This is a genomic window from Vibrio sp. A8-1 (assembly GCF_013048685.1).
Lineage (GTDB): Bacteria > Pseudomonadota > Gammaproteobacteria > Enterobacterales > Vibrionaceae > Vibrio > Vibrio metschnikovii.
In genome coordinates this window covers 19,171-43,922 of record NZ_VHTC01000016.1, presented here as the reverse complement: position 1 = coordinate 43,922, position 24,752 = coordinate 19,171, and the positions used below count along the sequence as shown (strand labels likewise).

The following is a 24,752-nucleotide window of genomic DNA, read 5'->3' as shown; positions in this document are numbered from 1 at the left end:
CGAGAACTTCGCTTTATTTTTTTGGATTAACAACCATCAGTTTTGCGCGAATAAACTGACTGTGGTCAACGTACAATAACTCAGCCGTTTTACGGATCACCGCATCTTCTAGTGGATCAATCTCACCATCCGCATGGGCAACTTCCCACATCGCTTTTATTAACTCAAATCGTTTGCCTTGGGTTAATTCTCGTAGCTGAGAGGTAAATTCATACAATGATGCCGATTGACGTATTTGTTGCTCAGCACGGCTAATCAAAGCTTGTGCTTCACTGTCGTCTATTGCAAGTAAACGTTGCAGTAAGGCTAGCTTCGCTTGTCGTTCTGTGGGGGTTATTTTTTGATCTGAACCGGCGACCTCACTCAATAAACAAGCGATTGCAAAATTAGGGCTAGGAGAAGGTTGACTTAGATCGTGCCCGTCGAGGAGCTGTTTAAATAAGGCGGTAATAGTATTGAACATAAAAAATACCTTTCTCTATATACGGTACCAGTGAACGTTAATGATTGGAGGATAAAACGCTGCCACAGTTCCCTTATTGTTGTAGAAAATGGCGCAGAGAAGGTGCTTATTCAAGCGTTGAGAGAGTTAAACGCTTACAGTTCCCAGTCACTGATCATTTCTACAAACTCCGAACTGCTTTGTTCATGGGCAAGCAGCAGTAGGGCGACTAAAGCTTCAACTTGAACGCTCTGTGGATTGGGTTCATTGAGTAATTGAGTAATACGTTCACGGATCAGATTGATTTCATGCTGAACAAAACCGCGACCCTCTTCCTCGCCTTCACCTTCTTCTGGAGCATTATCAAATTGTAAAAACAGCATATCGTTATCGTGCTGAGTACCGACTAAACGTTCGGGCAGCCAAAGTTCTCCCATGACGACTTCAGGGTCACAATCAGCAGGCAGGTCATCAAGTCTTAGTTTCAGTTCAGAAGCTTTCACAGTATTTTCTACTTAGTTAGGTATCTTTCTATTTTAGCGGCCAAATGACAATAAAACTAAACCTTCTTGTATGCAATGGGCCATAAACGAACAATTAATCATCGAAATACATTTCTTTACTGGTTACCGAGCCGAATCAGCAGGATTGGCTCAATACGAAGTACCGATCGACCAACAAGTTTGTGATACAATTCGGCTAATTTTATGCAAAGAAAAGAATAGGTAACGCTTTGACTCAGTCACAGCCTCACTCAGAAAAAAACACGATGGCAAAAGCCAATACTGTCAAGTCACTGCAACAAGCGTTGCAACAGTGTTTGATAAAAGACCGTTTTCGTCTCAATAAGCGGATCATCGGTGCCAGTAAAATTGTGAAAGAACAAGCAAGAACAGCCGTCTTTGATGAAATAGCGCTGGATATTGCTCGTTCAATGATGGTGGTTTCACAGCGAGAAGCGCAAAAAATCACGATTGATTACCCAGAACAGTTACCGGTAAGTCAAAAGCGGGATGATATTGCGCGAGCAATTGAGCAGCATCAAGTGGTGATTGTCGCTGGGGAAACCGGTTCAGGTAAAACCACTCAGTTACCGAAAATTTGCGCTGAACTTGGACGTGGTAAATATGGGCTGATTGGCCACACGCAACCCCGTCGACTCGCCGCTCGTTCGGTGGCTAATCGTATTGCCGAAGAGATGCAGTGTGAGCTCGGCGGAGTCGTTGGTTATAAAGTGCGTTTTAACGATCAAATCTCTGAACAAACGCAAATCAAATTAATGACTGACGGTATTTTACTGGCAGAAATTCAACATGATCGTTATCTCAATCAGTACGACACGATCATTATTGACGAAGCTCACGAGCGCAGTTTAAACATTGATTTTATTCTCGGTTATTTACGTCAGTTATTACCCCGTCGTCCCGATCTTAAAGTGATCATCACCTCGGCAACCATTGACCCTGAGCGATTTTCGAAACACTTTGCTAATGCGCCGATCATTGAAGTGTCAGGGAGAACTTTCCCTGTGGAAACGCGTTATCGTCCACTAGTGACAGAAACGGACAGCGATCGCGATCAACTCGAAGGCATTTTTGATGCGGTGGATGAGCTATGCCTAGAAGGTTTAGGGGATATCCTGATTTTCATGAATGGTGAACGGGAAATTCGTGACACTGCCGATGCGTTGGCAAAACGTAAGTTACGGGATACAGAGATTGTTCCTTTGTATGCCCGTTTATCCTCTGGCGAACAAAATAAGATTTTCCAACCTCATAGCGGCCGGCGGATCGTACTTGCCACCAACGTGGCGGAAACCTCGTTAACGGTGCCAGGGATCAAGTATGTTATTGATCCGGGTACCGCGCGGATCAGCCGTTACAGCTATCGTACCAAGGTGCAACGTTTACCGATTGAACCGATTTCTCAAGCCAGTGCTAACCAGCGTAAAGGGCGCTGTGGGCGTGTCGAAGAGGGGATCTGTATCCGTCTGTACTCAGAAGAGGACTTTTTATCTCGCCCTGAGTTTACCGATCCGGAAATTCTGCGCACCAACTTAGCGTCAGTCATTCTACAAATGACCGCGCTAGGCTTAGGCGATATCGAGGCGTTCCCATTTGTGGAAGCGCCAGACAAACGCCATATCCAAGATGGGGTTCGCTTGCTGGAAGAGTTGGGGGCAATGAACCCTGAGATCAGCGACCCGAAAAAACGCCTGACCACGATTGGACGTCAGTTGGCTCGTTTACCGATTGACCCACGTTTAGCGCGAATGGTGTTGGAAGCGCCGCGGCTCGGTTGCTTAAAAGAGGTGATGATCATTGCCTCAGCGTTATCGATTCAAGATCCCAGAGAAAGGCCGAGTGATAAGCAGCAAGCCTCAGATGAAAAACATCGCCGTTTTGTCGATGAAGACTCGGATTTTGTTACCTTAATCAATCTGTGGCATTACTTACAAGAGCAGCAAAAGGCCTTGAATAGCAATGCTTTTCGTCGTCAATGTAAACAGGATTATTTAAATTATTTGCGCGTTCGTGAGTGGCAAGATGTTTATTTCCAAATTCATCAATCGATGCGTGAAATGGATTATAAGCTCAACGATCAGCCGGCCAATTATGACAGTCTGCACAGCGCCATTTTGGTGGGTTTGCTGTCACACATCGGCAGTAAAGACGCTGAAAAAAATGAGTATCAAGGGGCTCGTAATGCAAGATTCAATATCTTCCCAGCTTCTGGTTTATTTAAAAAACAGCCAAAGTGGGTGATGTCGGCAGAATTGGTTGAAACCTCGAAACTGTGGGCGCGGATTGTCGCCAAAATTCAACCGGAATGGATTGAGCCTCTTGCTAAGCACTTGATCAAACGCAGTTACAGCGAACCACATTGGTCGAAGAAAAGTGCTGCGGTGATGGCGTATGAAAAAGTGACTCTTTATGGCGTACCTATCGTTGCCAAACGAGCGGTCAATTATGGGGCGATTGATGTGCCATTGAGCCGCGAGATTTTCATTCGCAGTGCTTTAGTGGAAGGTGATTGGCAAACCAAACACGCTTTCTTTAAGCAAAATCGCGCTTTGTTACTTGAGGTCGAGGAGTTAGAGCATAAATCTCGTCGCCGAGATATCTTGGTGGATGATGAAGAGCTGTTCCAATTTTATGATCAACGAGTTGGCGCGGAGGTGGTCTCAGGACGTCATTTTGATGCTTGGTGGAAAAAAGCAAGCCATGATAACCCAGACTTACTCAATTTTGAAAAAGAGATGCTGGTTAAAGGTGATGCCAGCCATATCACTGAACTCGATTACCCTAATTTCTGGCACCAAAACGGAATTAAATTAAAGCTCAGTTACCAGTTTGAACCGGGTATTGATAGTGACGGTGTTACGGTGCATATCCCACTGCCGATCCTTAACCAAATTGAGCCTCAAGGCTTTGATTGGCAAATTCCGGGTTTACGTCATCAATTAGTGGTCAGTTTGATTAAATCGCTACCGAAAACGCTGCGTAAGAATTTTGTACCAGCGCCAAACTATGCTGATGCCTTTTTAGCGCGCGTCACGCCATTGGAAATGCCGTTACTGGATGCGCTGGAAAAAGAGCTTAAGCGGATGACAGGCGTGGCTATCCAGCGTGAAGATTGGAATTGGCAGCAAGTGCCCGATCACTTAAAAGTGACTTATCGGGTAGTGGATCACCGTCATCGGAAACTCAATGAAGATAAAGACTTATACGCATTGAAAGAAAGCTTGAAAGCCAAGGTTCAAGAAACCTTATCGCAAGTGGCGGATGATGATATTGAGCAGAAAGATCTCCACACTTGGTCGTTTGGTGAGCTGCCGAAAGTTTACCAGCAGAAACGCGGCGGTTTTGAGGTTAAAGCGTATCCGGCGTTGGTGGATAATAAAGACAGCATTGAAATTAAGCTATTTGAAACGGAAAGTGAGCAGCAAACTGCGATGCAAGCCGGACAAAGACGATTAATTTTGCTTAATGTGCCATCACCGATCAAATACTTACACAGTAACTTGCCTAATAAATCCAAGCTTGGCTTGTATTTTAACCCTTACGGTAAAGTGCTGGATTTAATTGATGACTGTATTGCCTGTGGCGTTGATAAGCTTATCGAACAGCATGGGGGCATGGTTTGGCAGCCAGAAGCCTTTGAAGCGCTGAAAGAATATGTTCGCGCTGAACTGGGCGATACGGTGGTCGAGATTGCCCAGCAAGTAGAAACCATTTTAACCACCGCGTACAACATTAATAAGCGTTTGAAAGGTAAAGTCGATTTCACGATGGCTTTTGCTTTATCGGATATCAAAGCACAAATGGAAGGGCTGATTTTTAAAGGTTTTGCCACCGAATGTGGTTGGAAAAAACTAGCGGATATTTTGCGCTACATGAAAGCGATTGAAAGGCGGATGGAAAAGCTGCCGGTTGATCCCAATAAAGATCGCTTGCATATGTTGAAAATTGAATCGGTGGTTAACGAATACAAGACCTTATTGAATAAAATTCCGAAAGGGGTTGCTGTGCCTGAATCGGTCAAAGAGATCCGGTGGATGATTGAAGAGCTAAGAGTAAGTTATTTTGCTCAGCAACTTGGTACGCCTTATCCGATTTCGGATAAACGAGTCAAACAAGCGATTGATGCCTGTTAGGCAAGCTGCAAGTCACCGCTATCAGGCGGTGACTTCAAATGATAAGCGGATATATTATTGATCTTTATTCACTATCTGTCCTTTCGTTCCTTGAGGTGCGGTGAAGATGATTCTATAATTTCCGGTAATGCATAACATTGGCTTAGCAGCAGCGGCCAGACAACTATCAAAAGGTTAATTATGAAAAAAACGTTACTTGCCCTCGCGCTATTGGGAGCCTCTTCTGCAGCAATGGCAGATGCTTTGGTTTACGCTGGTGCATCGGTTGGCCAATCTGATTACCGTGGTGATAGCAGTACGGCTTATAATTTGCATGTTGGAACCGGAATTCTGCCATTTTTTGCGGTTGAAGGTGGTTACACAAAATTAGGCGATTTTAAAATTAACGGTATTGAAACCTCTGCTTCAACCATGTATGCCGCACTAAAGCCAAGCATTGATTTTGGTCCTTTACATATTTATGCGCGTGGTGGTATCCATTCATGGAAAACAGAAATCAACAACAATAAAGATGATGATGGTTTCGATATCATGTATGGCGTAGGCGCTGAATATTTTATTATGGGTCCTTTTTCGGTAGGCGCGGGTTACCATCGTTATACGCTCGACAAGAAAGATGTCAGTGTACTTTCCTTTAACGCGACTTTCCATTTTCTATAATCGCTTTAGCGGTTAGTCGTCAAATCGGTTTATCGCTCAGTTGATAAATCATCGATAACGCCCTTGGAGGTTTTGTTTTTCTCCAAGGGCGTTTTATTCTCGTCAATTATGTATTTAACCAATGACTGAACGCCACTCTTGGCCAATGTGCATTGATGTAGTCAATAAAAGCTTGGGTCCTTTCTGGTAAGAATCGCCGTTGAGGGTGCAGTAAATAAACATCAGCCCCTTCTATATCCCATTCTGACAATAAAGGAACTAATTGCTGCTGCGTCAGTTCTTGGCTAATCAATCCTTTCGGTAAGCGAGCGACTCCCATATCTAGGAGTGTCGCTTGTAAAATCGTATCTAACTCTTCTGAACTTAAGCGAGCTCGCGGGGTAAATTGAAATTGTTCTCCTGTGAGCCGATGTTTAAACACCCAAGCCTGTTTGGTATTCAGTGTCAGTAGCGGTAATGTTTGCAACTGTTCAGGGTGATTTAAGGTTAAGGTAGCGGCGTAACTGGGAGTCGAGCAGAGCTGCGATGGATTATTGGCTAGCTTACGAGCGACCCAATCGGAATGTGGCTGAGGACCAAAACGCAAAGCGATATCAATATCGTGACGCGTAAAGTAATCCATGCCCGCACCGACTTGAAAATGGATATTAACGTTGGGATGTTGTTGACAAAATTCTAATGCAAGTGGGCTCAGTTGATGACGTAAGGGGATAATCGGTGCATTAATGACAATCGTGCCACGATATTCTTGTTTGGCACGTAAGGCGATTTCTTGTTTCGATTCGATTTCAGCGAAGAGCTCGGCATAGGTTTCAAATAATTGTTCCCCTTCTTTGGTTAAAACAATTTCTTTACTACTACGGATCAGCAAGATGCTACCCATATCATGCTCTAATTGTTGGATTCGGCGACTCAGAGTGCTGCTGGAGAGGGCTTTTTGCTTAGCGGCTAAGGCGAAGCTACCGCAGCGTACCACCGTAATAAAAAGCGCCAGATCGTCTAATTTCATCATGATCCCATATTTGCAATTGACGATCCCATTCTATCCTATTTTAGATAGAATGATATTCAGTTATCTTATAGTGATGCGCGATAGGCTGCGCTTTCTTCAATCTTGAGTTACCGAAGCGGCGCACCCTCTGCGCTCATTCGCTGATCACTTACCCATAACGTTATGTTGTATTGGTATCGTTTAATACCAGAGGATTTATGTCAACCGATTCGACTTATTCATCCAACCCGAAAATTATTTTTGCCAGCGTCGCACTGGTGATTGCCTTAGGCTCTTTAGAAAAAAGTATTGTCACCACACCTTTGGCTTTGATTGGTCAGGAGTTATCCGCTGGAAAATCCCTTACTTGGGTGATTACCGCTTATTTATTGGCTGCGACAGCAGTACTGCCGGTTTATGGTAAGTTAAGCGATCTGTTTGGTCGGGTGCGCATGCTCAATATCAGCATTGTCATTTTCATGATTGGCTCAGCACTCTGTACGTTTGCGATTGATTTGCCGAGTTTAATTGGTGCGCGCGTGATTCAAGGCATTGGCGGTGGTGGCTTAATTGCGCTGGCCTTTACCGTGATTGCCGATTCGATTCCAGCGCGTGAAGTGGGTAAATATCAAGGCTATATTTCCGCGGTATATGCGGTATCGAGTATTGCGGGGCCACTGTTAGGCGGTTATTTTGCCGATCATTTAACGTGGCGCTGGGTCTTTGGAATCAACTTGCCCCTTGGCTTGGTGGCACTGTGGATGGTCAATCGTTACCTCAGCCACTTGAATAAACGTCGTAATAGCCGTTTTGACTGGCTTGGTGCTGGATTATTGATGATCGCCACTACCATGTTGCTAATGTTGCTTTCATCGCACTCGTTTATGCCTAATGGCTGGGGGGCGTTTATTTTATTAGCTAGCCTTGTCATGCTTGTATTGGTAGAAAAACGCGTTAGCGATCCTATTTTACCCGCTCGTTTAGCGCGTTTGCCCAACTACTTAACCGCCATTATGTTAGTGATGGGATCGCAAATGTTGATGTTTGCGCTGTTAGTTTATCTACCTTTGCAACTGCAATGGCAGAAAGGACTTTCTCCATCACAAAGTGGCGTCGTGATGGTAATTTTTATGTTTTGTATCACGGCGGGCGCGTATGTCGGCGGTAAGCTGGTCGCTAAGTTTGCTCGCTATAAATTGTTAGTGGCATTAGGTTTTGCTTTGGCGATGATCGCGCTATGGCAAATTCACTATGATATTTGGGTTAATTTCGCGCTCGGTTTTGCAGGAATTGGCCTTGGGTTAACTTTGCCTGCACTCAGTGTTGTCGTGCAAAGTGTTTTGCCTGCTCGCGATCGTGGGATTGGCATGTCGTTATTTAATTTTGGCCGTGAGTTAGGCGGAGCGTTAGGGGTTGCATTTTGCTCGGCGTTATTCTATCTACGAGTTCCCCAAGACGTGACAGTCAGTGAACATGGTGCTGAACAAGCGCAAGTCGCGACTCATGTACTCGCTCAAGGCTTTAGCTTGGTTTATATCGGGATGAGTGTTTTAGCGCTTTGTGCCATGTTGCTGACCATTCTCAAGCTGCGTCGTGATGCATTAACCGTTAAGGCACCAGCCACAGAGTAGGGCTATTCACTTTTGTGATGCTAACTAATGCGCTTAACACTAATCGGTGTTGAGCGTATTTTTTTTTACCTTTATTGGATAGAATTCAGAGAGTTTTTATTTCTGTGATGGCAACATTATGTCAGCGATTATCCTATCAGCGGCTCAAGTCGATGATTTAGAAGTGCTCAATCAGTTGATGTTTGAGTTACATGACGAGCATCACCGTGCTTGTCCAGCTTATTTCAAAACCGCTCATGACATTGAGCAAGAGAAGAGTATTGCCCGTTATTTAGATGATCCGGAATGTTTGGTTTACGTTGCTAAACAGGGTTCTCAGATCGTTGGTTTTATTACTGGGCATTTTTGTGAGTTAATTTCGAGTGTCAGTCAGCCCATACCGATGGGCAGTATTGATGAGCTATATGTTGTTCCCTGTTATCGTCAACAAAGAGTCGCAGCCTCACTTCTTGCTCATTTAGAGCAGACATTCGTTGAGTATGGCGTCAAAGAAATGTTTGTTGAGGTGTGGGAGTTTAATCAAACGGCGCAACATTTTTATCAGCAAGGAGGATTTGTTCCGCATATACATTGGTTGCGCAAACCCCTATCACAACAGAAGGTGTAACCTTGGTGTTGTTCTGGCTGGTCTTCATTAGGATGTCGATGATTTCCTCTTTGTTATTGCCGAAAGATCGAGAGGTTTAGAGTAGAAATACCCTTGTTGATATTGAACCCCTTTGTTGGCAAGGTATTTGGCTTGAGCGGCATGTTCCACTCCTTCCGCGACGATATTGACCTTAAGCTGATGAGCCAGCTCAATAATGGTGTTTAAAATTGGCGCGCTAACCGATTGCACGCCAATTGAATCAATAAAACATTTATCAATTTTTAAATAATCGAAAGCGATATGTTGTAGTACCGATAACGAGGTTTGTCCTGTGCCAAAATCATCAATAGAGATCATCACGCCAGCTTGCCGTAATTCTTGTAAAATAGTTTGTCCTTTTTTATCCAGCAGTTGGCGTTCAGTAATTTCAACCACCAATTGAATTCCTTGAGTAGCAAGATGACTGGCACAAAGAATTAAACGATGAATATGTTTTTGATGCGTAAGGTAACAAGGTGGAACGTTGATACCAAGGTGTAATTGCTGATGGTTAGGTAAATGCTGAGCATCTTTTTGAGCTTGATTAATCACATAATCAGTCACTTTATTGATTAAGCCGTACTCTTCTGCAATTTGAATAAACGTATCGGGTTTAACAAAACCTAATTTAGGGTTAATCCAACGCAGTAACGCTTCATAGCCGACAACATTTTGTTTCTGGCTGTCGATGACAGGTTGATAGACTAAAAACAGCTCGTGTCGTTCTAATCCTTTCTTTAAATCATCTAATAAGCTCGTCCGGCCGGTGAAAAATAAAAACAGCACATAAATGAATAGTGAAAGTGCAATCGAGGCCGGAAGGGCACTCAGTAGATAAAAGGTTATCTGTTCAGTAACAAAAGAGTCACTAGCGACAATTTGTAACGTAAAAAGCTGGTTGGCCGATGTGACCTTTACGTTATGTTGTTTAGTGATGAATTTACTATTAGCTGGGTAGTATTGATTACCGACTTTGACGATTAACTCGGCAATACGAGTGTCGGTGTGATAACCGAGACGAGCTTGAATATAACCTTGATCGACAACAGAAATGGCTCCGCGATAGGGATTGTTTTTATCGGCATCAATCACTAATAATGTGCGCATGGCTGGATCGTTTTGCAAGTCAAAGAAGCGTTCTTTACTGGTGACAATGCCATCAGGATAATAGTCGCTGATATCTGACTGCATCTCTCCCCGTTTGGACGAACAAACAATTTGTTGATTTTCTACGATCAACATTTCACGCAGTAAACTTTCAAATAACAGGTCTTCTTGAATCTGTGCGCAGCTTTTATTGCTGTATAACGCTTTGGCATTTTCATCATGGAGATCAGCAATCAGGCTATCGATACGTTTGGCGTACGAATCGGCAATGGTGTTCAACTGGCTATTAATGCTCGTGACGCTGGTATAGTAAGCGTAAAAAAAAACGATCGGAATAGGGATAAGACAAGCAGATAATATTTTTTTGAGTAAGACTCTTTTTTTATTTTGCAATGCTTTTTACCTGTATTTCTAACTTCGTCTTAAATTTGAAACGGATTGTGCATAGATTGCGCATTATAGAGCAAGCGTGCTGAGGTACAAGGCATAACTCATCGAAGATATCGTTTTTTATGCGGACATATAACCTCACTAATTAAAAATAGTATTCAGTCATTGATTTCGCCAATCGGTTATTCGTTGGCGGCATTAAGGCGACATTAAAAAAACAACCCTTCATTAGGTTTAATAGACCATTAAATACTTCATTTTTTTACACCTGTATAAATATTTATACTCACTAAACTCTGTTCTTTCGAAGCATGTTTACCCGCAAAATGACCACTACATTGATGAGATACTGGTGATGTAAACGGATTATGGTTGTTTAATGTAATAAAAGTGTTACATTTTTGGTGTTTTTTAGAGTGGGCGATAGGTATCTGCTGATCGTTGCGACTTTATTGAATCGTGCCATGGTTAATAAAGATTTCGACCCTATAAAGGAAACCTAGACATGACATCAATAAGCAACCCCCTTGGTACCGATGGTTTTGAGTTTGTTGAATATACGGCAGCGGATGCGCAGGGGATTGACGCACTAAAACAGCTGTTCACTTCTTTAGGTTTTGCTGAAATCGCGAAACACCGCTCTAAACAAGCTTGGCTTTATCGCCAAGGGGATATCAATTTCATCATCAATGCTCAACCTCATAGTCAAGCGGCTGATTTTGCTAAGCTTCATGGTCCATCAGTGTGTGGAATGGCATTTCGGGTTAAAGATGCAGCTGAGGCTTTAACGCATGCTTTACAGTGTGACGCGGTTGCCTATCAAGGTGAAGTTGGACCTATGGAGCTAAGCATTCCGGCTATTTATGGCATCGGTGATAGCTTATTGTATTTTGTTGATCGCTACGGTGATAAAAGTATCTATGATGTTGACTTTTTGTTTTATGCTGATGCTGAGCAGCGTTTGCAACAAAAGCAGGTCGGTTTATGTGAAATCGATCATCTCACTCATAATGTGATGCAAGGCAATATGAATAAATGGGCTGGATTTTATGAACGGCTCGCCAACTTTAAAGAGATTCGATATTTTGATATTGAAGGGAAATTGACCGGCTTGGTTAGCCGTGCGATGACATCGCCGTGCGGTAAAATTCGTATTCCAATCAATGAATCGCGTGATGATAAGTCACAAATTGAAGAATTTTTACGTGAATACAATGGCGAAGGGATTCAGCATATTGCCTTGAGTACCACCGATATTTATCACACTGTGCGTACGTTGCGAGCGCAAGGCATGGAGTTTATGCCAACCCCAGATACCTACTATGAGAAAATCAATTCGCGCGTTCCCGGTCATCATGAATCCGTTGATGAGTTACGCGAATTGCGGGTATTGATTGATGGTGCACCATTAAAAGATGGTATTTTGCTGCAAATATTTACCCAAACCGTTATTGGTCCAGTCTTTTTTGAAATTATTCAGCGCAAAGGCAATCAAGGTTTTGGCGAAGGTAACTTCAAAGCCTTGTTTGAATCGATAGAAGAAGATCAAATTCGTCGTGGAGTGCTAGATGATGCATAAACCGTTTACGTTTCCTCATCGCGAAGGGGTGTTTTCGAAACAGGCTCATGCGGATTTTCCTGAGCAAGCGATCTATGAGCGAGAAGCTGGGCGCAGTGGCTTTTTTGGCGCTGCGAGTCACTTTCATCATCAGCATCCACCCACCGCATGGACCGAATGGCAGGGCGATTTACGGCCCAGAGCATTTAACTTAAATCACTTGAGCCACTCTGAACAATTATCCCCTTGGTCTGTCCCTCATTTGCTGCATAACCAAGAGGTGAAAATCCGGGTCTGGCAGCTTAGCCAACCAATGACCCAATTGGTGCGTAATGCGGATGGTGATGAATTATTATTTGTTCATAAAGGCAGTGCCGAGCTGTTTTGTGATTATGGCCATATGACGATTCATGAAGGGGATTATGTGTTAATTCCGCGCTCAACGACTTGGCGTTTAGACCCTAATGAACCGCTGTTTTTGTTGATGATCGAGAATACGGATGCCGCTTATGCCTTACCAGAAAAAGGTATTGTCGGTCAGCACGCTGTGTTTGATCCGGCGGTGCTTGAAGTGCCGAGTATTAATACACGTTTTCAGGCGCAGTACTCAGAACGCACCACGCACGTTGAAGTTAAACGGCACGATCAAGTGAGTGTGATTACCTATCCTTTTAATCCCCTAGATGCGGTAGGCTGGCATGGCGATCTGGCGGTGCTGAGGCTCAATTGGCGAGATATTCGACCGCTAATGTCCCATCGCTATCATCTACCGCCGTCTGCACATACCACCTTTGTTGGGCAAGGGTTTGTGGTCTGTACGTTTGTGCCAAGACCGATTGAAAGTGACCCTGGCGCATTAAAAGTACCGTTTTATCACAATAATGATGATTATGATGAAGTGCTGTTTTATCACGCGGGTGACTTTTTCAGTCGCGATAATATTGAAGCTGGGATGGTGACGTTTCACCCTGCGGGCTTTACTCATGGCCCTCATCCGAAAGCGTTCCAAGCCGGATTAAAAAACAGCAAAACGTTTACCGATGAAGTGGCGGTAATGATTGATACCCGCCACGCCCTGCAATTTAGTGAGGCGGTTAAAGAAGTAGAAAATCCTCAGTACGTTTATAGCTGGAAAGAGCACAAGGATACGCCATGAAGTTAGCGACGTTAAAAAATGACACACGAGATGGGCAATTAGTGGTTGTCAGTCGAGATTTACAGCGCTGTGTGGTTGTTGACCACCTCGCTTCAACACTCCAACGAGCACTCGATGATTGGCAAAAAGTGGAAGGTCCGTTACAAGAGATCTCCCAAGCTTTAAATGCCGGCCAGCTTACTCATACTTTACCGTTTGTTGAGGATAACTGTGCCTCGCCGTTACCAAGGGCATTTCAATGGGCAGATGGCTCAGCTTATGTCAACCATGTTCAGTTAGTTCGACGTGCTCGTGGAGCCGAATTACCAGAGAGTTTTTGGACTGATCCGCTAATGTATCAAGGGGGATCGGACAGTTTTCTGGGGCCACACGAACCTATCCCGCTTGTTGATCCCCAATGGGGATTAGATTTTGAAGCTGAGGTGGCGGTCGTCACTGATGATGTCCCTATGGGGATCACAGCGGAGCAGGCAGGGCAACATATTCGCTTAGTAATGCTGGTGAATGATGTCTCTCTACGAGGGTTAATTCCCAATGAATTAGCCAAAGGTTTTGGCTTTTTCCAGTCGAAACCGAGCTCTGCTTTTTCTCCGGTGGCAGTGACTCCTGATGAATTAAACGATGCGTGGGACGGCGCTAAGTTATCTTTACCATTATTGTCGACCTATAACGGTCGGTTGTTTGGCTGTCCGAATGCAGGGGTGGACATGACCTTTGATTTTCCTCAGTTGATTGCCCATGCAGCAAAATCTCGCCCTTTATGCAGTGGCACGATTATTGGTTCTGGTACCGTCTCAAATAAGCAAGGTACGGAGTACGGAAGTTCAATCGGTGAAGGGGGTGTCGGTTATTCGTGTCTTGCCGAGCTACGAATGATTGAAACCATTCGTGATGGGCAACCCTGCACTGCTTTTATGCAGGTCGGTGATACGATTAAACTTGAGATGCTCGATCATCAAGGTAATAGCGTATTTGGCCGTATTGAACAAACGGTGATTGAATCAGGGAGATAGATGATGAGTGAGCTGAAATTATACGGCTACTGGCGCTCATCGGCAACGTATCGGGTGCGTCTGGCTTTAGAAATTAAGCAACTGAGTTATCAGCAGTTTCCGGTTGATCTCATCGCTCAAGGTGGTGAGCAACACAGCGAAGTATTTCATCAGCTTAATGCGAGTGAATTAGTGCCAGTGTTAGTTGATGGCGATTTCGTTCTTAATCAATCGCTGGCGATTATTGAATATCTTGATGATCATTACCCGCAGCCGCGTCTTATTCCTGTCTCCGGTGAGGCAAAATACCGTGTGTTGTCGCTAGCTCATGATATTGCAATGGATATTCATCCATTAAATAACCTAAGGGTTTTACAATATTTATCACAAAACCTTGCTGTGGATGAGCCCCAAAAAACGCAGTGGTATCAACATTGGATAGCGGTAGGTTTTCGCGCGATTGAAGAAAAGCTAACTATAAGTGCAGGGCAATATTGTATCGGCGATGCACTTTCTCTGGCGGATATCTGCCTAATACCTCAAGTGTATAACGCGGAGCGCTTTGCCGTTGATATGAGCCCTTATCCGAATATGATGCGTATTACACAGATGCTACGTGAGCGAGCTGATTTTCACTCAGCCGCACCGGAAAGCTGCCGCTGAGTGAAGCGTTTAACTTAGGATGATTAAGCGATAGCTCGCTGGGCTAATGAGGTAGGGCATAAGCGTTGCCCTTGTTCATCAAACAGATGCAGGTTATCTACGTTGATCGATAGGTTAAGCGTTTGATCAATATCTACATTCATTTCAGGTGTTACCGCAATAAAATCGCTGAGTTGAGTTAACCCAGCGATTTTTCCATGCACCAATTGATTGGGACCAAGTGGTTCAACGACACTGATTTGTAAGCGTAAGTTCAGAGCGTTTTCACTGCTCGAAAGACCAGCATGCTCAGGACGAATACCTAGGGTTAGCGATGGAGCGCTGAGTTGTTGATAGTGCGGTAGATAAATTTTTTGATGACCAACCTGTAAATAGCCGTTATCGAGCGTTGCGGGGATAAAGTTCATCGCTGGGCTACCAATAAAACTCGCCACAAAGGTACTCGCCGGTTGGTGGTAAACTTCTTTTGGGCGACCGACTTGTTCAATTTTTCCTTGGTTTAAGACCACAATGCGATCGGCTAATGTCATCGCTTCTACTTGATCGTGGGTGACATAGACACTGGTCACGCCGAGTTTGCGTTGCAGTTTTTTTATCTCTAAGCGCATATGCGCGCGTAACGCCGCATCGAGGTTGGATAATGGCTCATCAAATAAAAACAGCTGCGGATCGCGGACAATCGCGCGTCCCATTGCTACACGTTGACGTTGACCACCAGACAGTTTGGCGGGTTTGCGATCTAAATACTCTTCAATTTTGAGGGTTTTAGCGACGTGATTAATTTTTTCAGCGATGGATTTTTTATCCACCCCACGATTTTTTAAGCCATACGCCAAGTTATCGTAAACGCTCATATGAGGATAAAGAGCGTAGTTTTGAAATACCATCGCAATATCACGTAGCGCAGGTTTTTCGTTATCCACTCGGCGACCGGCTAGATGGATTTCTCCCCCGTTGATCGACTCAAGTCCTGCAATCGAACGTAGAATTGACGATTTACCACAACCTGATGGTCCAACTAAAACGATGAATTCGCCCTCATTAATTGACAAATCAACGCCTTTAACTGCTTGATGACCATTTTCATAGGTTTTGACTAACTGTCTGATATCCAACATAACATTGTCCAGTTTTTGTGGTGAGGTTGGGGTGACTAAATGCATAGAGTTATTTTTCACTTTCGACTAATCCTTTAACAAACCAGCGTTGGAAAATGACCACGACGAATACCGGCGGCAGCATGGCTAAAATCACCATAGCGAACGCGTAGTCATAACGTGGTAAACGAGTTTCATTAATATTATTGAGAATTTGTTTAATGCCCATCACGATGGTGTTGTATTGCTCATCGGTGGTCATCATGATGGGCCATAAATACTGGTTCCATCCTACGACGAACATAATGATGAAAATGGCGGCGATCATGGTTTTCGATAGCGGCAGTAATACGTCGATGAAGAAACGAATCGGTCCAGCATTATCGAGCTGTGCTGCTTCCATCAATTCATCTGGAATCGTTTTAAAAAACTGACGAAAGAAAAAGGTTGCAGTAGCCGAGGCAATCAAAGGCAAGATAAGCCCTGTATAACTATTGAGCATTCCTAGGCTTGAAACGACTTCATAAGAGGGGATGATTCGCACTTCTAACGGCAATAAAAGCGTGACAAAAATAAGCCAAAACCAGAAGCTGGCATAAGGCAGCCGGAAATAGACCAAAGCGTAAGCCGCGATCATCGAAACCAAAATTTTCCCGATCGCAAAACCCAGCCCCATGATCATCGAATTGGTGATCATCGATTGCGCGGTAATATTGCCCGAAAATCCGTGGCTTTTGTGCCATGCTTCTTTATAAATAGCCAAAAATTGATCGCCCATTCCCCACTGCAAACCTTCACTGATGATGGTGTTGGGATGATGAGTCGAGCTGGCAAAAATGAGCCAGATTGGCACTAGCATAAATAAGGCTCCGGTGATCAAAATTAAGTGATCGAATAGGTTATTACTTTTCATTTTGCTTCCTTGGATATAAAACCTTAATAATGAACACGTTTTTCAACCACACGGAACTGGATAAACGTCAGCCCGAGAACGAGCAGTAATAAGATCACAGATTGTGCTGAACTGCCGCCTAAATCCGCCCCAACAAATCCATCACGGTATACCTTATAAACCAAAGACGTTGTTGAACCTCCTGGCCCGCCGTTGGTCATGGTATCGATCACGCCGAACGTATCGAAAAAGGCATAGGTGAGGTTAATCACTAAGAGAAAAAATCCAGTTGGGGCAAGCAAAGGAAAAGTAATGGTCCAAAAGCGTTTGGTATCACTGACGCAATCGAGCGTCGAGGCTTCTTTAACGGCATAAGAAATGGACTGTAATCCGGCGAGAAAGTAGATGAAATTGACGGAGACCTGTTTCCATACGGAAACCAAAATCAATGCGAAGGTTGCATCAAACGGATTGGTTTGCAGGCTAAATTGCCATCCAAACATCGCAAAAAGATCCGTTAATAGGCCAATGTGGGGGTTAAACAAAAAACCACCGATAATTCCGGCTATCGCAGGAGCGACGGCATAAACCCAAGTTAAGCTAACCTTGTACGCTCCTTGACCATGAATGATGTTATCTGCTTTGACCGCCAGTAGCAGAGCGATGGCGAGTGATAAAAAGGAGACCACGATAGAAAACAGTAAAGTGAAGCTCAGCGATTTCAAATATTCATGGGATTGAAACAGCATCTGATAGTTTTCAAAGCCAATAAAAGTAGAGGACATTCCCCACGGGTCTTCCAGCATAAAGGAAAGATAAATCGCTTTTGCGGCCGGATAGAGAAAGAAAATCGCGATAATCACCATTTGCGGAGCTAACAGCAAATAGGGTAAAGGAGTGTGAGAAAATTGTTGTCGACGTTCCACGGTTATTTCCAGTCATAAAAAATCGTGCTGAAGAGTACGGCTATCTTCGCCGTACTCTTCAATAAGCGAGACTCAAGCGACGAAACGTCGGTTTGAAGTCTGTTGTAATCAACGAGCGTTATTGCACAGTGCGAGCAAAACGTTGCAGGAGATTTTTACTTTCGTCTTCGACTCGTTTAAGGCTATTTTCTACCGAAGAGCGTCCAGCAAAAATATTGTCGAATTCACGGTGCATGACTTCACGTATTTGCGGATAGAAACCTAAGCGATAACCTTGTGTCCATTCACCGGAAGGTAGGCTTAGCTGTTTTACGCCCACTTCTGCATCGGGATAGGTTTGATAATAGCCTGAGGCTTTGGTTAGGCTATAAGCGGCATTGGTGACGGGTACATAACCAGTCGATGTGTGCCAATTCATCTGTACTTCAGGCTGAGTAAGATAAGTAAAAAAAGCCGCGACGGCATTTTCTTCTTCTTTAGTATGACCACTTAAAGCAAACAGAGCGGCGCCGCCAATAAAGGTATGAGTGCCTTCAGCGTTTAATTTTTCCCAATGTGGTAAGTAGGTAGTACCTAACTCAAACGGGACTCTATCGCGCAGCCCACCGAAGGAACCTGATGAGCCCATCCACATCGCCACTTCTTGGCGTTCAAAAGGCGTTTGGTTGGCATCCCAGTTACTTCCGTAATATTTGAAGTAGCCCTTATCTGACCATTCTTTAAGTTTATTAAAATGCATCAGCATATCTTGTGAATTAAACATCAGCTGTGATGAAAGAGAGGCATAGCCATTATGCTGATCAGAGAGCGGCAAGTTATGACGAGATTTGAAGTTTTCAAACATAATCCATGGCGTATGCGATTGTGAAAAAGTAACGTAACCTTTTGCTTTTAGTTTTTCGGCTAAGACTTCAAGTTGTTCATAAGTTTGTGGTGCCGTAGCTCCAACTTTATTTAAAATATCTTTGTTGTAATACAGAACGGGAGTGGAACTATTGAAGGGCATACCAACCATTTTGCCTTTATTGTCCGCATAGAAATTACGCACACCAGATAGATAATCTTGAGCATTAAATGAGTAACCGGCATTAACCAGAATATCTTGTACTGGTTTTGCAACGCCAGGGACATTCATAATCGTTGCGGCTCCCGCATCAAACACTTGGAGAATATGCGGTGATTGACCCGCACGAAATGCAGCAATGCCTGCGGTTAAGGTTTCGGTATAGTCTCCTTTGTAGATAGGAGTGATGGTATAGTCCTTCTGAGCGGCATTAAAATCTGCTGCAAGTTGGTTGACTGATTCTCCCAGTTGCCCTCCCATTGCGTGCCACCAAGTGATTTCGGTCGCAGCAAGAGTATGTCCAGAAAAAGTGGTTGCCATCAGACCCGCTAGCCATAGCTTGTGCATTATATTTCCCTTAATTATATAAAGTTGGAGTTAACATAGTGGTTCGCTGAATAGGGTGGCGGTCAAATATTTCAATTTAATGTAATGTTTGTTTCACTTTGATTTTGTTCTGGTTTGTTTTTTGTAATGCGCCACAGATAACATTTTTGTTGATTTTTTGTTTATTTATTGTTTCTTTGAGTGGTATGGTTAGTCTTCTTGCCTTCAGGACCGACCAGTTAGAGTATTTGTGAAAATTCATACCCTTCGCGGCCATATCCAAAATTTATATTTGGTTGAATATCCAGATAGATTAATGCTATTGGATGGAGGATGTCGTGCTGATGTGTCTCTGATACTGGATTACATTACTGCTCAATTAGGTCGCTCAGTGAGCGAACTTAAGGTGGTGGTGGTCACTCATATGCATCCTGATCATGCTGGTGGTGCGCACTTATTGCGGCTTAAAACCGGCTGTAAGATAGTCTCTGGTGCGCAAGTGGGTCATTGGTATCAAGGTGGGTTAGGGATTGTGATGTTTTGGGCTGATTTAGCTTTGGCGCATTGGATGGCAAAGCGCTTGGGTAAACCAAGGCGTCGTTTATGGTTTCCTCGTAAATTACGTGCGGATCATCAATTAATGGACGGTGAAGCGATTCCTGGGTTTTCTGAGTGGCAAGTTTTAGAAACGACAGGACACACCGATAGAGATATCTCTCTCTTTCATCCACAGCAAAGTATTTTGTATGTCGCCGATTTGATCGTCGAAGTAAAAAAACAGCTGATCTCTCCTTTTCCTATTTTTTTTCCCAAACAGTATCGTCGTTCGGTTGCGCGGGTATATCAGCTCAATCCGCAGCGTTTATTGCTGGCTCATGGTGGCGAAGCGATCCTTGATGATCATGCCTATCAACATTTGATGGATACCACACCAATCACGCCCGCCACCCACTGGCGAGTAGTAAAAATCAAACTTAAGCGTTTTCTGTTTACCCCGTTAGCTCATTTGTTTCCTCGTTGATATCCCCTTCCAACTTAAAGCAGCGGTGTTGGCTACCTTCGTTCACCCCAATCACGTCGTTTGCCTATGCTCATGGGGATTCACTCACTTGCCGCCTACCTGCAACTTTCAGCCGTTTGGGTATAGTGGGTTGAGCTTTAGTTTGATCTTCATATCACCCACACCATCGACAACAATCCTGAATTCATCCATCTGGCACACTTTTCTCAGTGGTAATAGATAACTTTATCTACTTATCCGAGTTGGTAATGTTAAATCAATTCCATTATTTGCGTAGTTGATATCTGACTGCTACTTTTTAATTGAGCCTTATTTTGTTATGCGCCTAAGTGCTTTTTGGTGTTGATGGGTTGGTTGTAACAGATAAGCTCTCTAATAATAATCATAATTTTACGTTAGTTCGGCATAGGATAACTGCACATATGTTAGCGCTCAGGCTTGTTCCTCTATTCATGCCTGTCCTAGTGTTATCGGGCATGGTTGTGATCTATTCGAGTTTACCTTTATACATCAGTGCGTTGCTGGTATTGGCTTCCATTGCCAGCCTTAGCTACGTCGCTTGGAATTATGAATCGTACATTCAAACCGTCAAACAGCAAAAAAAACAAATTGAGCACCTCTCCGCGTTACAGGAGTCACAATTAGAGTCCTATCACTCTTTAGAACCCCTGTTTATCGAATCATTGCCCGTCTGGGCGCGTCATATCGATTCTGCCAATCAACATTTAACAGACTCTGTTTTCAGAGTTGAGTCAGCAATTTTCTCAACTGGTCGAGCGACTCAGTCATACCTTGTCTCTCACCGGAGTGAACAGTCACGGTAAAGAGCAATCGGTAACCGAAGAAATTCATCAATGCCGTAGCATGCTCAACAATGCGGTAGATGCGTTACGGGCTGGGCAAACACTAAGACAGCAAGTATTGAGTGAGATGCGTGAATTAATGAAATACACCACATCACTGAAAAAAATGGCTGGAGAAGTGGTTGGTATCGCAGATAAAACCAATTTATTAGCCCTCAATGCCGCGATTGAGTCCGCGCGAGCTGGAGAAGCGGGAAGAGGTTTTGCCGTGGTTGCCGATGAAGTGCGTGGTTTATCTCAACAATCAAGAGAAACCGCCAGCAAGATGACAGAGCAAGTGAATAGCGTTAATGCTGCCATCGAGAAAGCCTGCGAAATGGTTGAACAGGTTAATAAAGATGAAACCGAGCAAATGAACAATACCGAGCAATGTATTGATGAAGTTATCAACCATTTTCAACACATAGTACAAACGTTAGATGAACAAGCTCAAGGGCTGACTGAAGATGCCCAACAAGTTAAAGAGACGGTGACACACGTGATCATTCGCCTTCAGTTCCAAGATAGGGTGAGTCAAATTTTAGAGCAAATTACCCGTAATTTAACCGAGTTAGGGGATGCCATTACGTTAGTTCAACAAGATAGAAATCATCCGATTGTCGGACAATTATCGCCGCAAAAATGGCTCGATAAAATGAAGAGTAGTTACACCATGATTGAGCAGCATCAAGTTCATACGGGTAAAAAATCTACTCATAGTAGTAAACCAGAAGTGCAATCTGACATTACCTTTTTTTAACGAACAGCAAACCATAAGCAGGGAGGTTTGAGGATGAGTAAAACAATTTTGGTTGTCGATGATTCTGCAGCCATTCGCCAAGTTGTCAGTCTTGCGCTGAAAGGCGCGGGTTACCAAACGATTGAAGCCATTGATGGTGCTGATGCGCTAAGAAAAATTCAAGGCGTTAAAGTCCACTTGGTGATCAGTGACGTCAATATGCCCAATATGGATGGATTGACCTTACTAAAAGAACTGAAAAAACAACCTGCGACCAAATTCACGCCCGTGATCATGTTGACCACGGAATCGGAAGCCTCGAAAAAAGATCAAGGCCGTTTAGCGGGTGCGAAGGCTTGGGTAGTGAAACCGTTTGTGCCAGATCAAATGTTGGCGGCGGTGAATAAACTGATGCCAGCTTAGGAGTTAAGGTATGCAGATCCTCGAAGAAAATGATCAACACGTCAACATTGAGTTATCCGGCGAGTTAACGATTTATCAAGCGCAGGAAATGTATGAGTTTTTGACGCCATGGGTTATGAAGCCGATTGATTTATTGATTGATGTTACGCGCATTACTGATCTTGACACCAGCGCGATTCAATTATTAGTAATGGTCAATAAAGCGAAACGAGAGCAACAGCAGCAATGTTTGTTACTGGTAGAGAATCCTTTGTTTATCCAAGTGATGGCTAAATTAGGCGTTAATGCCCTTAACCATAATTTGGCATTGCAGCCCAATACGTAATGCGCGAATAGGAGTATAAACATGGATCCGATGCTGTTGGCTGCACTTGAAACCTATTACACCGAAAGCCGTGAATTATTAGAAGGTATGGAGCTGGATTTACTCGAGCTTGAAGCGGGTAATCATCAAGATTTAAACGAAAGACTCAATGCTATCTTCCGTGCTGCGCATACGGTTAAAGGCTCGGCAGGTATTTTTAATCTTGATGCGATTGTCCACTTTACACATAAAGTAGAAAACCTACTTGACCAGTTACGCTCAGAGCAATTGGTCTTGACTGGTGAAGTGATCAGTCTGTTGTTTCGCTGTCGTGATCATATGCTAACTCTGCTCGATGAAGCGCAATTTGAGCAGCAGCATCACGCGGATAACCAGCAAATCAGTGAAACACTGATTGAACAATTAAACGCGTTTCTTGGTGAGCAACCAGACGTGAAAACCAGTGAGGCACCAATCAAAGACAGCGCTCCACCTATGGTAGAGGCTCAGCGTTTTCTATGGGTAAAGTTTCCGAAAAGTGCTTTACAGGATGGGATGGATCCGCTGTCCTTTTTTGCTTATTTAGCCAAATTAGGCCAAATCGAACAGATTATTTTCGATGACAGTAGCTTACCCCAAGAGTGGACAGACTTTGACTCAGAAAATTGTTACTTGAGTTGGCAAATAGCGCTCAATAGTGATGCTCAAGATGAGGAAATTTTAGCGGTTTTCGAATTTATTCGGGACGAAGGCGAGGTGTATTTATTTTCCGCCAATCAGTGTACTCCGGCCTTACTTGATGAGTTACAACAGAAAGGTATGCACAATCTTGAGCATTTTCAAGCCTGTGGCTTACAACTGGATCTTTTGTCTGAGCCGTTGATTGACGCTGAGTCACCGATTGAAGTGCAAGAAGACTCCGATCAATCCATCACTCAAGCTAAGCCAGTTAAATCGGACGCTGCCGTGGCAAAATCAGCGGCGAATGAAACGGTAAATCGCGAACAAAAAAGCTTGCGTGTTGATGCAGAAAAGCTCGACACGTTAATTAACTTGATTGGAGAGTTGGTCACCGCTGGAGCGGGCTGCGCTTTACAAGCCAGCAGTCATGCCGATAGCGCAATGCAAGAATCGGTCTCTCGGCTCAATGGCCTATTAGAAGAAGTCAGAGATGCGGCATTAAAGTTAAGAATGGTACCGATTGGCAATACGTTTATCCGTTTTCAACGGGTCGTACGCGATGTTGCTAAAGAGTTAGGTAAAGAGATCCAACTTGATATTCATGGCGGAGATACTGAGCTTGATAAATCAGTGGTCGAGAAAATCGGTGACCCGCTGATGCACCTGATTCGTAATGCCATGGATCATGGCATTGAAATGCCTGAGAAAAGGCGAGAGCAAGGCAAAAATCACTCAGGACAAATCACCTTAAATGCCTACCACGATTCAGGCAACATCGTATTGGAAATTATCGATGATGGTAAAGGACTTGATGCTGAAAAACTGCGTTTAAAAGCCATTGAAAAAGGGTTGATTGATGAGCACTCGGTATTGACCCGAGATGAAATGTATCAATTGATTTTTGAACCGGGTTTTTCTATGGCGCAAGAGGTTTCTAATCTCTCGGGACGAGGGGTTGGCATGGATGTGGTGCGTCGAAACATCAATGAATTACGTGGTCGAGTCGAGATAGAAAGTGAGCTATCGATTGGCACCACAGTCCGTCTAATTTTGCCATTAACTCTGGCGATCATCGATGGGTTCTTAATTGAAGTCGGTGATGAAGAGTTTGTTGTACCTCTTGATGCAGTTAAAGAGTGCGTTGAGCTGCATCATCCAGTGACCAAGCAAGGGGTAAAGGTCAGCAGTCACCTTAATTTGCGCGGCAGCGTTTTACCACTGATTGATTTACGCAAACAGTTCAACTTAAGTAAGCAAGCACCTCGTCGGCAAAATGTGGTTGTTGTACAAACCGGTGGGCAAACGGCTGGATTGGTGGTTGACCGATTATTGGGCGAGTTACAAACCGTTATTAAACCGCTCGGACCTATTTTTGAGAATATCCAAGGGATCAGTGGCTCTACTATTTTAGGGAATGGGGATATTGCCTTGATTTTAGATATTCCTGGTTTAACGCAGCAAATGATTCAACAAGAATCACAACAATTTGCGCTGCATTAATATCGACAGCGCACAAGGTATCAGATTAAGCGCATAACGCGCGTCACCGCTATAAGGAATCT

The 24,752-nt window shown here is 43.9% G+C and carries 22 protein-coding genes; 14 read left to right on the top strand and 8 right to left on the bottom strand.

Annotation, left to right across the window (positions count from 1 at the left end):
* Window positions 1-13 precede the first annotated feature (13 nt).
* Both FKN93_RS10335 and FKN93_RS10330 read right to left on the bottom strand, forming a co-directional pair.
* On the bottom strand, window positions 14-463 hold the full coding sequence (locus tag FKN93_RS10335; protein ID WP_040904279.1) for a TerB family tellurite resistance protein: 450 nt from the start codon (window positions 461-463) through the stop codon (window positions 14-16).
* A gap of 134 nt (window positions 464-597) precedes the next feature.
* The gene (locus tag FKN93_RS10330; RefSeq protein WP_004395210.1) at window positions 598-945 is read right to left on the bottom strand and encodes a hypothetical protein; all 348 of its coding nucleotides are present in this window, start codon (window positions 943-945) and stop codon (window positions 598-600) included.
* 230 nt (window positions 946-1,175) lie between these two features.
* Here FKN93_RS10330 and hrpA point away from each other — a divergent pair, with 230 nt between their 5' ends.
* The gene (hrpA, locus tag FKN93_RS10325) at window positions 1,176-5,099 is read left to right on the top strand and encodes an ATP-dependent RNA helicase HrpA (protein WP_004395211.1); all 3,924 of its coding nucleotides are present in this window, start codon (window positions 1,176-1,178) and stop codon (window positions 5,097-5,099) included.
* A 180-nt stretch (window positions 5,100-5,279) separates the two neighbouring features.
* The gene (locus FKN93_RS10320; protein ID WP_004395212.1) at window positions 5,280-5,759 is read left to right on the top strand and encodes an outer membrane beta-barrel protein; all 480 of its coding nucleotides are present in this window, start codon (window positions 5,280-5,282) and stop codon (window positions 5,757-5,759) included.
* A 106-nt stretch (window positions 5,760-5,865) separates the two neighbouring features.
* On the opposite strand, the gene FKN93_RS10315 is transcribed toward FKN93_RS10320, so the two are convergent.
* Window positions 5,866-6,768, bottom strand: coding sequence for a LysR family transcriptional regulator (locus tag FKN93_RS10315; RefSeq protein ID WP_158144939.1), 903 nt, complete (start codon window positions 6,766-6,768; stop codon window positions 5,866-5,868).
* Window positions 6,769-6,968: 200 nt separating this feature from the next.
* On the opposite strand from FKN93_RS10315, the gene FKN93_RS10310 reads away from it, so the two are divergent.
* Together FKN93_RS10310 and FKN93_RS10305 are read left to right on the top strand one after the other, a co-directional pair.
* The gene (locus tag FKN93_RS10310; RefSeq protein ID WP_154168110.1) at window positions 6,969-8,381 is read left to right on the top strand and encodes an MDR family MFS transporter; all 1,413 of its coding nucleotides are present in this window, start codon (window positions 6,969-6,971) and stop codon (window positions 8,379-8,381) included.
* A 118-nt stretch (window positions 8,382-8,499) separates the two neighbouring features.
* Window positions 8,500-8,988 carry a GNAT family N-acetyltransferase gene (locus tag FKN93_RS10305; RefSeq protein WP_170905057.1) on the top strand — a complete coding sequence of 163 codons (489 nt, stop codon included), beginning with the start codon at window positions 8,500-8,502 and terminating at the stop codon, window positions 8,986-8,988.
* Window positions 8,989-9,015: 27 nt separating this feature from the next.
* Here the strand turns inward: FKN93_RS10305 and FKN93_RS10300 are convergent, their stop codons facing one another.
* Window positions 9,016-10,509, bottom strand: coding sequence for an EAL domain-containing protein (locus FKN93_RS10300; protein ID WP_170905056.1), 1,494 nt, complete (start codon window positions 10,507-10,509; stop codon window positions 9,016-9,018).
* A gap of 502 nt (window positions 10,510-11,011) precedes the next feature.
* On the opposite strand from FKN93_RS10300, the gene hppD reads away from it, so the two are divergent.
* From hppD to maiA, 4 genes are read left to right on the top strand one after another with little or no spacing between them, the layout of a single operon-like run.
* Window positions 11,012-12,085 (top strand): 4-hydroxyphenylpyruvate dioxygenase, encoded by a 1,074-nt coding sequence (hppD, locus tag FKN93_RS10295; protein WP_170905055.1) that lies wholly within the window; start codon window positions 11,012-11,014, stop codon window positions 12,083-12,085.
* The gene (locus tag FKN93_RS10290) at window positions 12,078-13,220 is read left to right on the top strand and encodes a homogentisate 1,2-dioxygenase (protein WP_004395217.1); all 1,143 of its coding nucleotides are present in this window, start codon (window positions 12,078-12,080) and stop codon (window positions 13,218-13,220) included. The genes hppD and FKN93_RS10290 overlap by 8 nt, the downstream gene beginning before the upstream one ends.
* On the top strand, window positions 13,217-14,233 hold the full coding sequence (locus FKN93_RS10285; protein WP_170905054.1) for a fumarylacetoacetate hydrolase family protein: 1,017 nt from the start codon (window positions 13,217-13,219) through the stop codon (window positions 14,231-14,233). Before FKN93_RS10290 ends, FKN93_RS10285 begins: the two co-directional genes overlap by 4 nt.
* A 3-nt stretch (window positions 14,234-14,236) precedes the next feature.
* Window positions 14,237-14,875 carry a maleylacetoacetate isomerase gene (gene maiA / locus FKN93_RS10280; protein ID WP_170905053.1) on the top strand — a complete coding sequence of 213 codons (639 nt, stop codon included), beginning with the start codon at window positions 14,237-14,239 and terminating at the stop codon, window positions 14,873-14,875.
* 23 nt (window positions 14,876-14,898) lie between these two features.
* On the opposite strand, the gene ugpC is transcribed toward maiA, so the two are convergent.
* From ugpC to FKN93_RS10260, 4 genes are all read right to left on the bottom strand, one after another.
* Window positions 14,899-15,993 carry a sn-glycerol-3-phosphate ABC transporter ATP-binding protein UgpC gene (gene ugpC, locus FKN93_RS10275; protein ID WP_170905070.1) on the bottom strand — a complete coding sequence of 365 codons (1,095 nt, stop codon included), beginning with the start codon at window positions 15,991-15,993 and terminating at the stop codon, window positions 14,899-14,901.
* A 49-nt stretch (window positions 15,994-16,042) separates the two neighbouring features.
* A complete protein-coding gene (gene ugpE / locus FKN93_RS10270) occupies window positions 16,043-16,885 on the bottom strand; it encodes a sn-glycerol-3-phosphate ABC transporter permease UgpE (RefSeq protein WP_158138483.1) in 843 nt (280 codons plus the stop codon).
* A gap of 23 nt (window positions 16,886-16,908) precedes the next feature.
* Complete coding sequence (locus FKN93_RS10265; protein WP_170905052.1) at window positions 16,909-17,790, bottom strand: ABC transporter permease subunit; 882 nt, start codon at window positions 17,788-17,790, stop codon at window positions 16,909-16,911.
* Window positions 17,791-17,908: 118 nt separating this feature from the next.
* Entirely contained in the window at window positions 17,909-19,201 is a 1,293-nt protein-coding gene (locus tag FKN93_RS10260; protein ID WP_158143857.1) for an extracellular solute-binding protein, read from the bottom strand.
* A gap of 229 nt (window positions 19,202-19,430) precedes the next feature.
* On the opposite strand from FKN93_RS10260, the gene FKN93_RS10255 reads away from it, so the two are divergent.
* The 6 genes from FKN93_RS10255 (at window position 19,431) to FKN93_RS10235 (ending at window position 24,690) form a co-directional block, all read left to right on the top strand.
* A complete protein-coding gene (locus FKN93_RS10255; RefSeq protein ID WP_170905051.1) occupies window positions 19,431-20,201 on the top strand; it encodes an MBL fold metallo-hydrolase in 771 nt (256 codons plus the stop codon).
* Between the two features lie 422 nt (window positions 20,202-20,623).
* Window positions 20,624-21,025, top strand: coding sequence for a hypothetical protein (locus tag FKN93_RS17665; protein ID WP_249374172.1), 402 nt, complete (start codon window positions 20,624-20,626; stop codon window positions 21,023-21,025).
* Entirely contained in the window at window positions 20,949-21,803 is an 855-nt protein-coding gene (locus tag FKN93_RS10250; RefSeq protein ID WP_249374171.1) for a methyl-accepting chemotaxis protein, read from the top strand. The genes FKN93_RS17665 and FKN93_RS10250 overlap by 77 nt, the downstream gene beginning before the upstream one ends.
* Window positions 21,804-21,836: 33 nt before the next feature.
* A complete protein-coding gene (locus FKN93_RS10245; RefSeq protein WP_004395227.1) occupies window positions 21,837-22,205 on the top strand; it encodes a response regulator in 369 nt (122 codons plus the stop codon).
* Between the two features lie 10 nt (window positions 22,206-22,215).
* A complete protein-coding gene (locus FKN93_RS10240) occupies window positions 22,216-22,530 on the top strand; it encodes an STAS domain-containing protein (RefSeq protein ID WP_004395228.1) in 315 nt (104 codons plus the stop codon).
* Window positions 22,531-22,551: 21 nt separating this feature from the next.
* Complete coding sequence (locus tag FKN93_RS10235) at window positions 22,552-24,690, top strand: chemotaxis protein CheA (protein WP_170905050.1); 2,139 nt, start codon at window positions 22,552-22,554, stop codon at window positions 24,688-24,690.
* Window positions 24,691-24,752 lie beyond the last annotated feature (62 nt).

Excerpts from the sequence above, each read along its gene's own strand:
- ugpC (WP_170905070.1), bottom strand. The coding sequence starts at position 15,993 with ATGTTGGATATCAGACAGTTAGTCAAAACCTATGAAAATGGTCATCAA.
- FKN93_RS10285 (WP_170905054.1), top strand. The coding sequence starts at position 13,217 with ATGAAGTTAGCGACGTTAAAAAATGACACACGAGATGGGCAATTAGTG.
- maiA (WP_170905053.1), top strand. The coding sequence starts at position 14,237 with ATGAGTGAGCTGAAATTATACGGCTACTGGCGCTCATCGGCAACGTAT.
- FKN93_RS10310 (WP_154168110.1), top strand. The coding sequence starts at position 6,969 with ATGTCAACCGATTCGACTTATTCATCCAACCCGAAAATTATTTTTGCC.
- FKN93_RS10260 (WP_158143857.1), bottom strand. The coding sequence starts at position 19,201 with ATGCACAAGCTATGGCTAGCGGGTCTGATGGCAACCACTTTTTCTGGA.
- FKN93_RS10235 (WP_170905050.1), top strand. The coding sequence starts at position 22,552 with ATGGATCCGATGCTGTTGGCTGCACTTGAAACCTATTACACCGAAAGC.
- FKN93_RS10320 (WP_004395212.1), top strand. The coding sequence starts at position 5,280 with ATGAAAAAAACGTTACTTGCCCTCGCGCTATTGGGAGCCTCTTCTGCA.
- FKN93_RS10240 (WP_004395228.1), top strand. The coding sequence starts at position 22,216 with ATGCAGATCCTCGAAGAAAATGATCAACACGTCAACATTGAGTTATCC.
- FKN93_RS10315 (WP_158144939.1), bottom strand. The coding sequence starts at position 6,768 with ATGAAATTAGACGATCTGGCGCTTTTTATTACGGTGGTACGCTGCGGT.
- FKN93_RS10245 (WP_004395227.1), top strand. The coding sequence starts at position 21,837 with ATGAGTAAAACAATTTTGGTTGTCGATGATTCTGCAGCCATTCGCCAA.
- ugpE (WP_158138483.1), bottom strand. The coding sequence starts at position 16,885 with ATGAAAAGTAATAACCTATTCGATCACTTAATTTTGATCACCGGAGCC.
- FKN93_RS10290 (WP_004395217.1), top strand. The coding sequence starts at position 12,078 with ATGCATAAACCGTTTACGTTTCCTCATCGCGAAGGGGTGTTTTCGAAA.
- FKN93_RS17665 (WP_249374172.1), top strand. The coding sequence starts at position 20,624 with ATGTTAGCGCTCAGGCTTGTTCCTCTATTCATGCCTGTCCTAGTGTTA.
- FKN93_RS10335 (WP_040904279.1), bottom strand. The coding sequence starts at position 463 with ATGTTCAATACTATTACCGCCTTATTTAAACAGCTCCTCGACGGGCAC.
- FKN93_RS10305 (WP_170905057.1), top strand. The coding sequence starts at position 8,500 with ATGTCAGCGATTATCCTATCAGCGGCTCAAGTCGATGATTTAGAAGTG.
- hppD (WP_170905055.1), top strand. The coding sequence starts at position 11,012 with ATGACATCAATAAGCAACCCCCTTGGTACCGATGGTTTTGAGTTTGTT.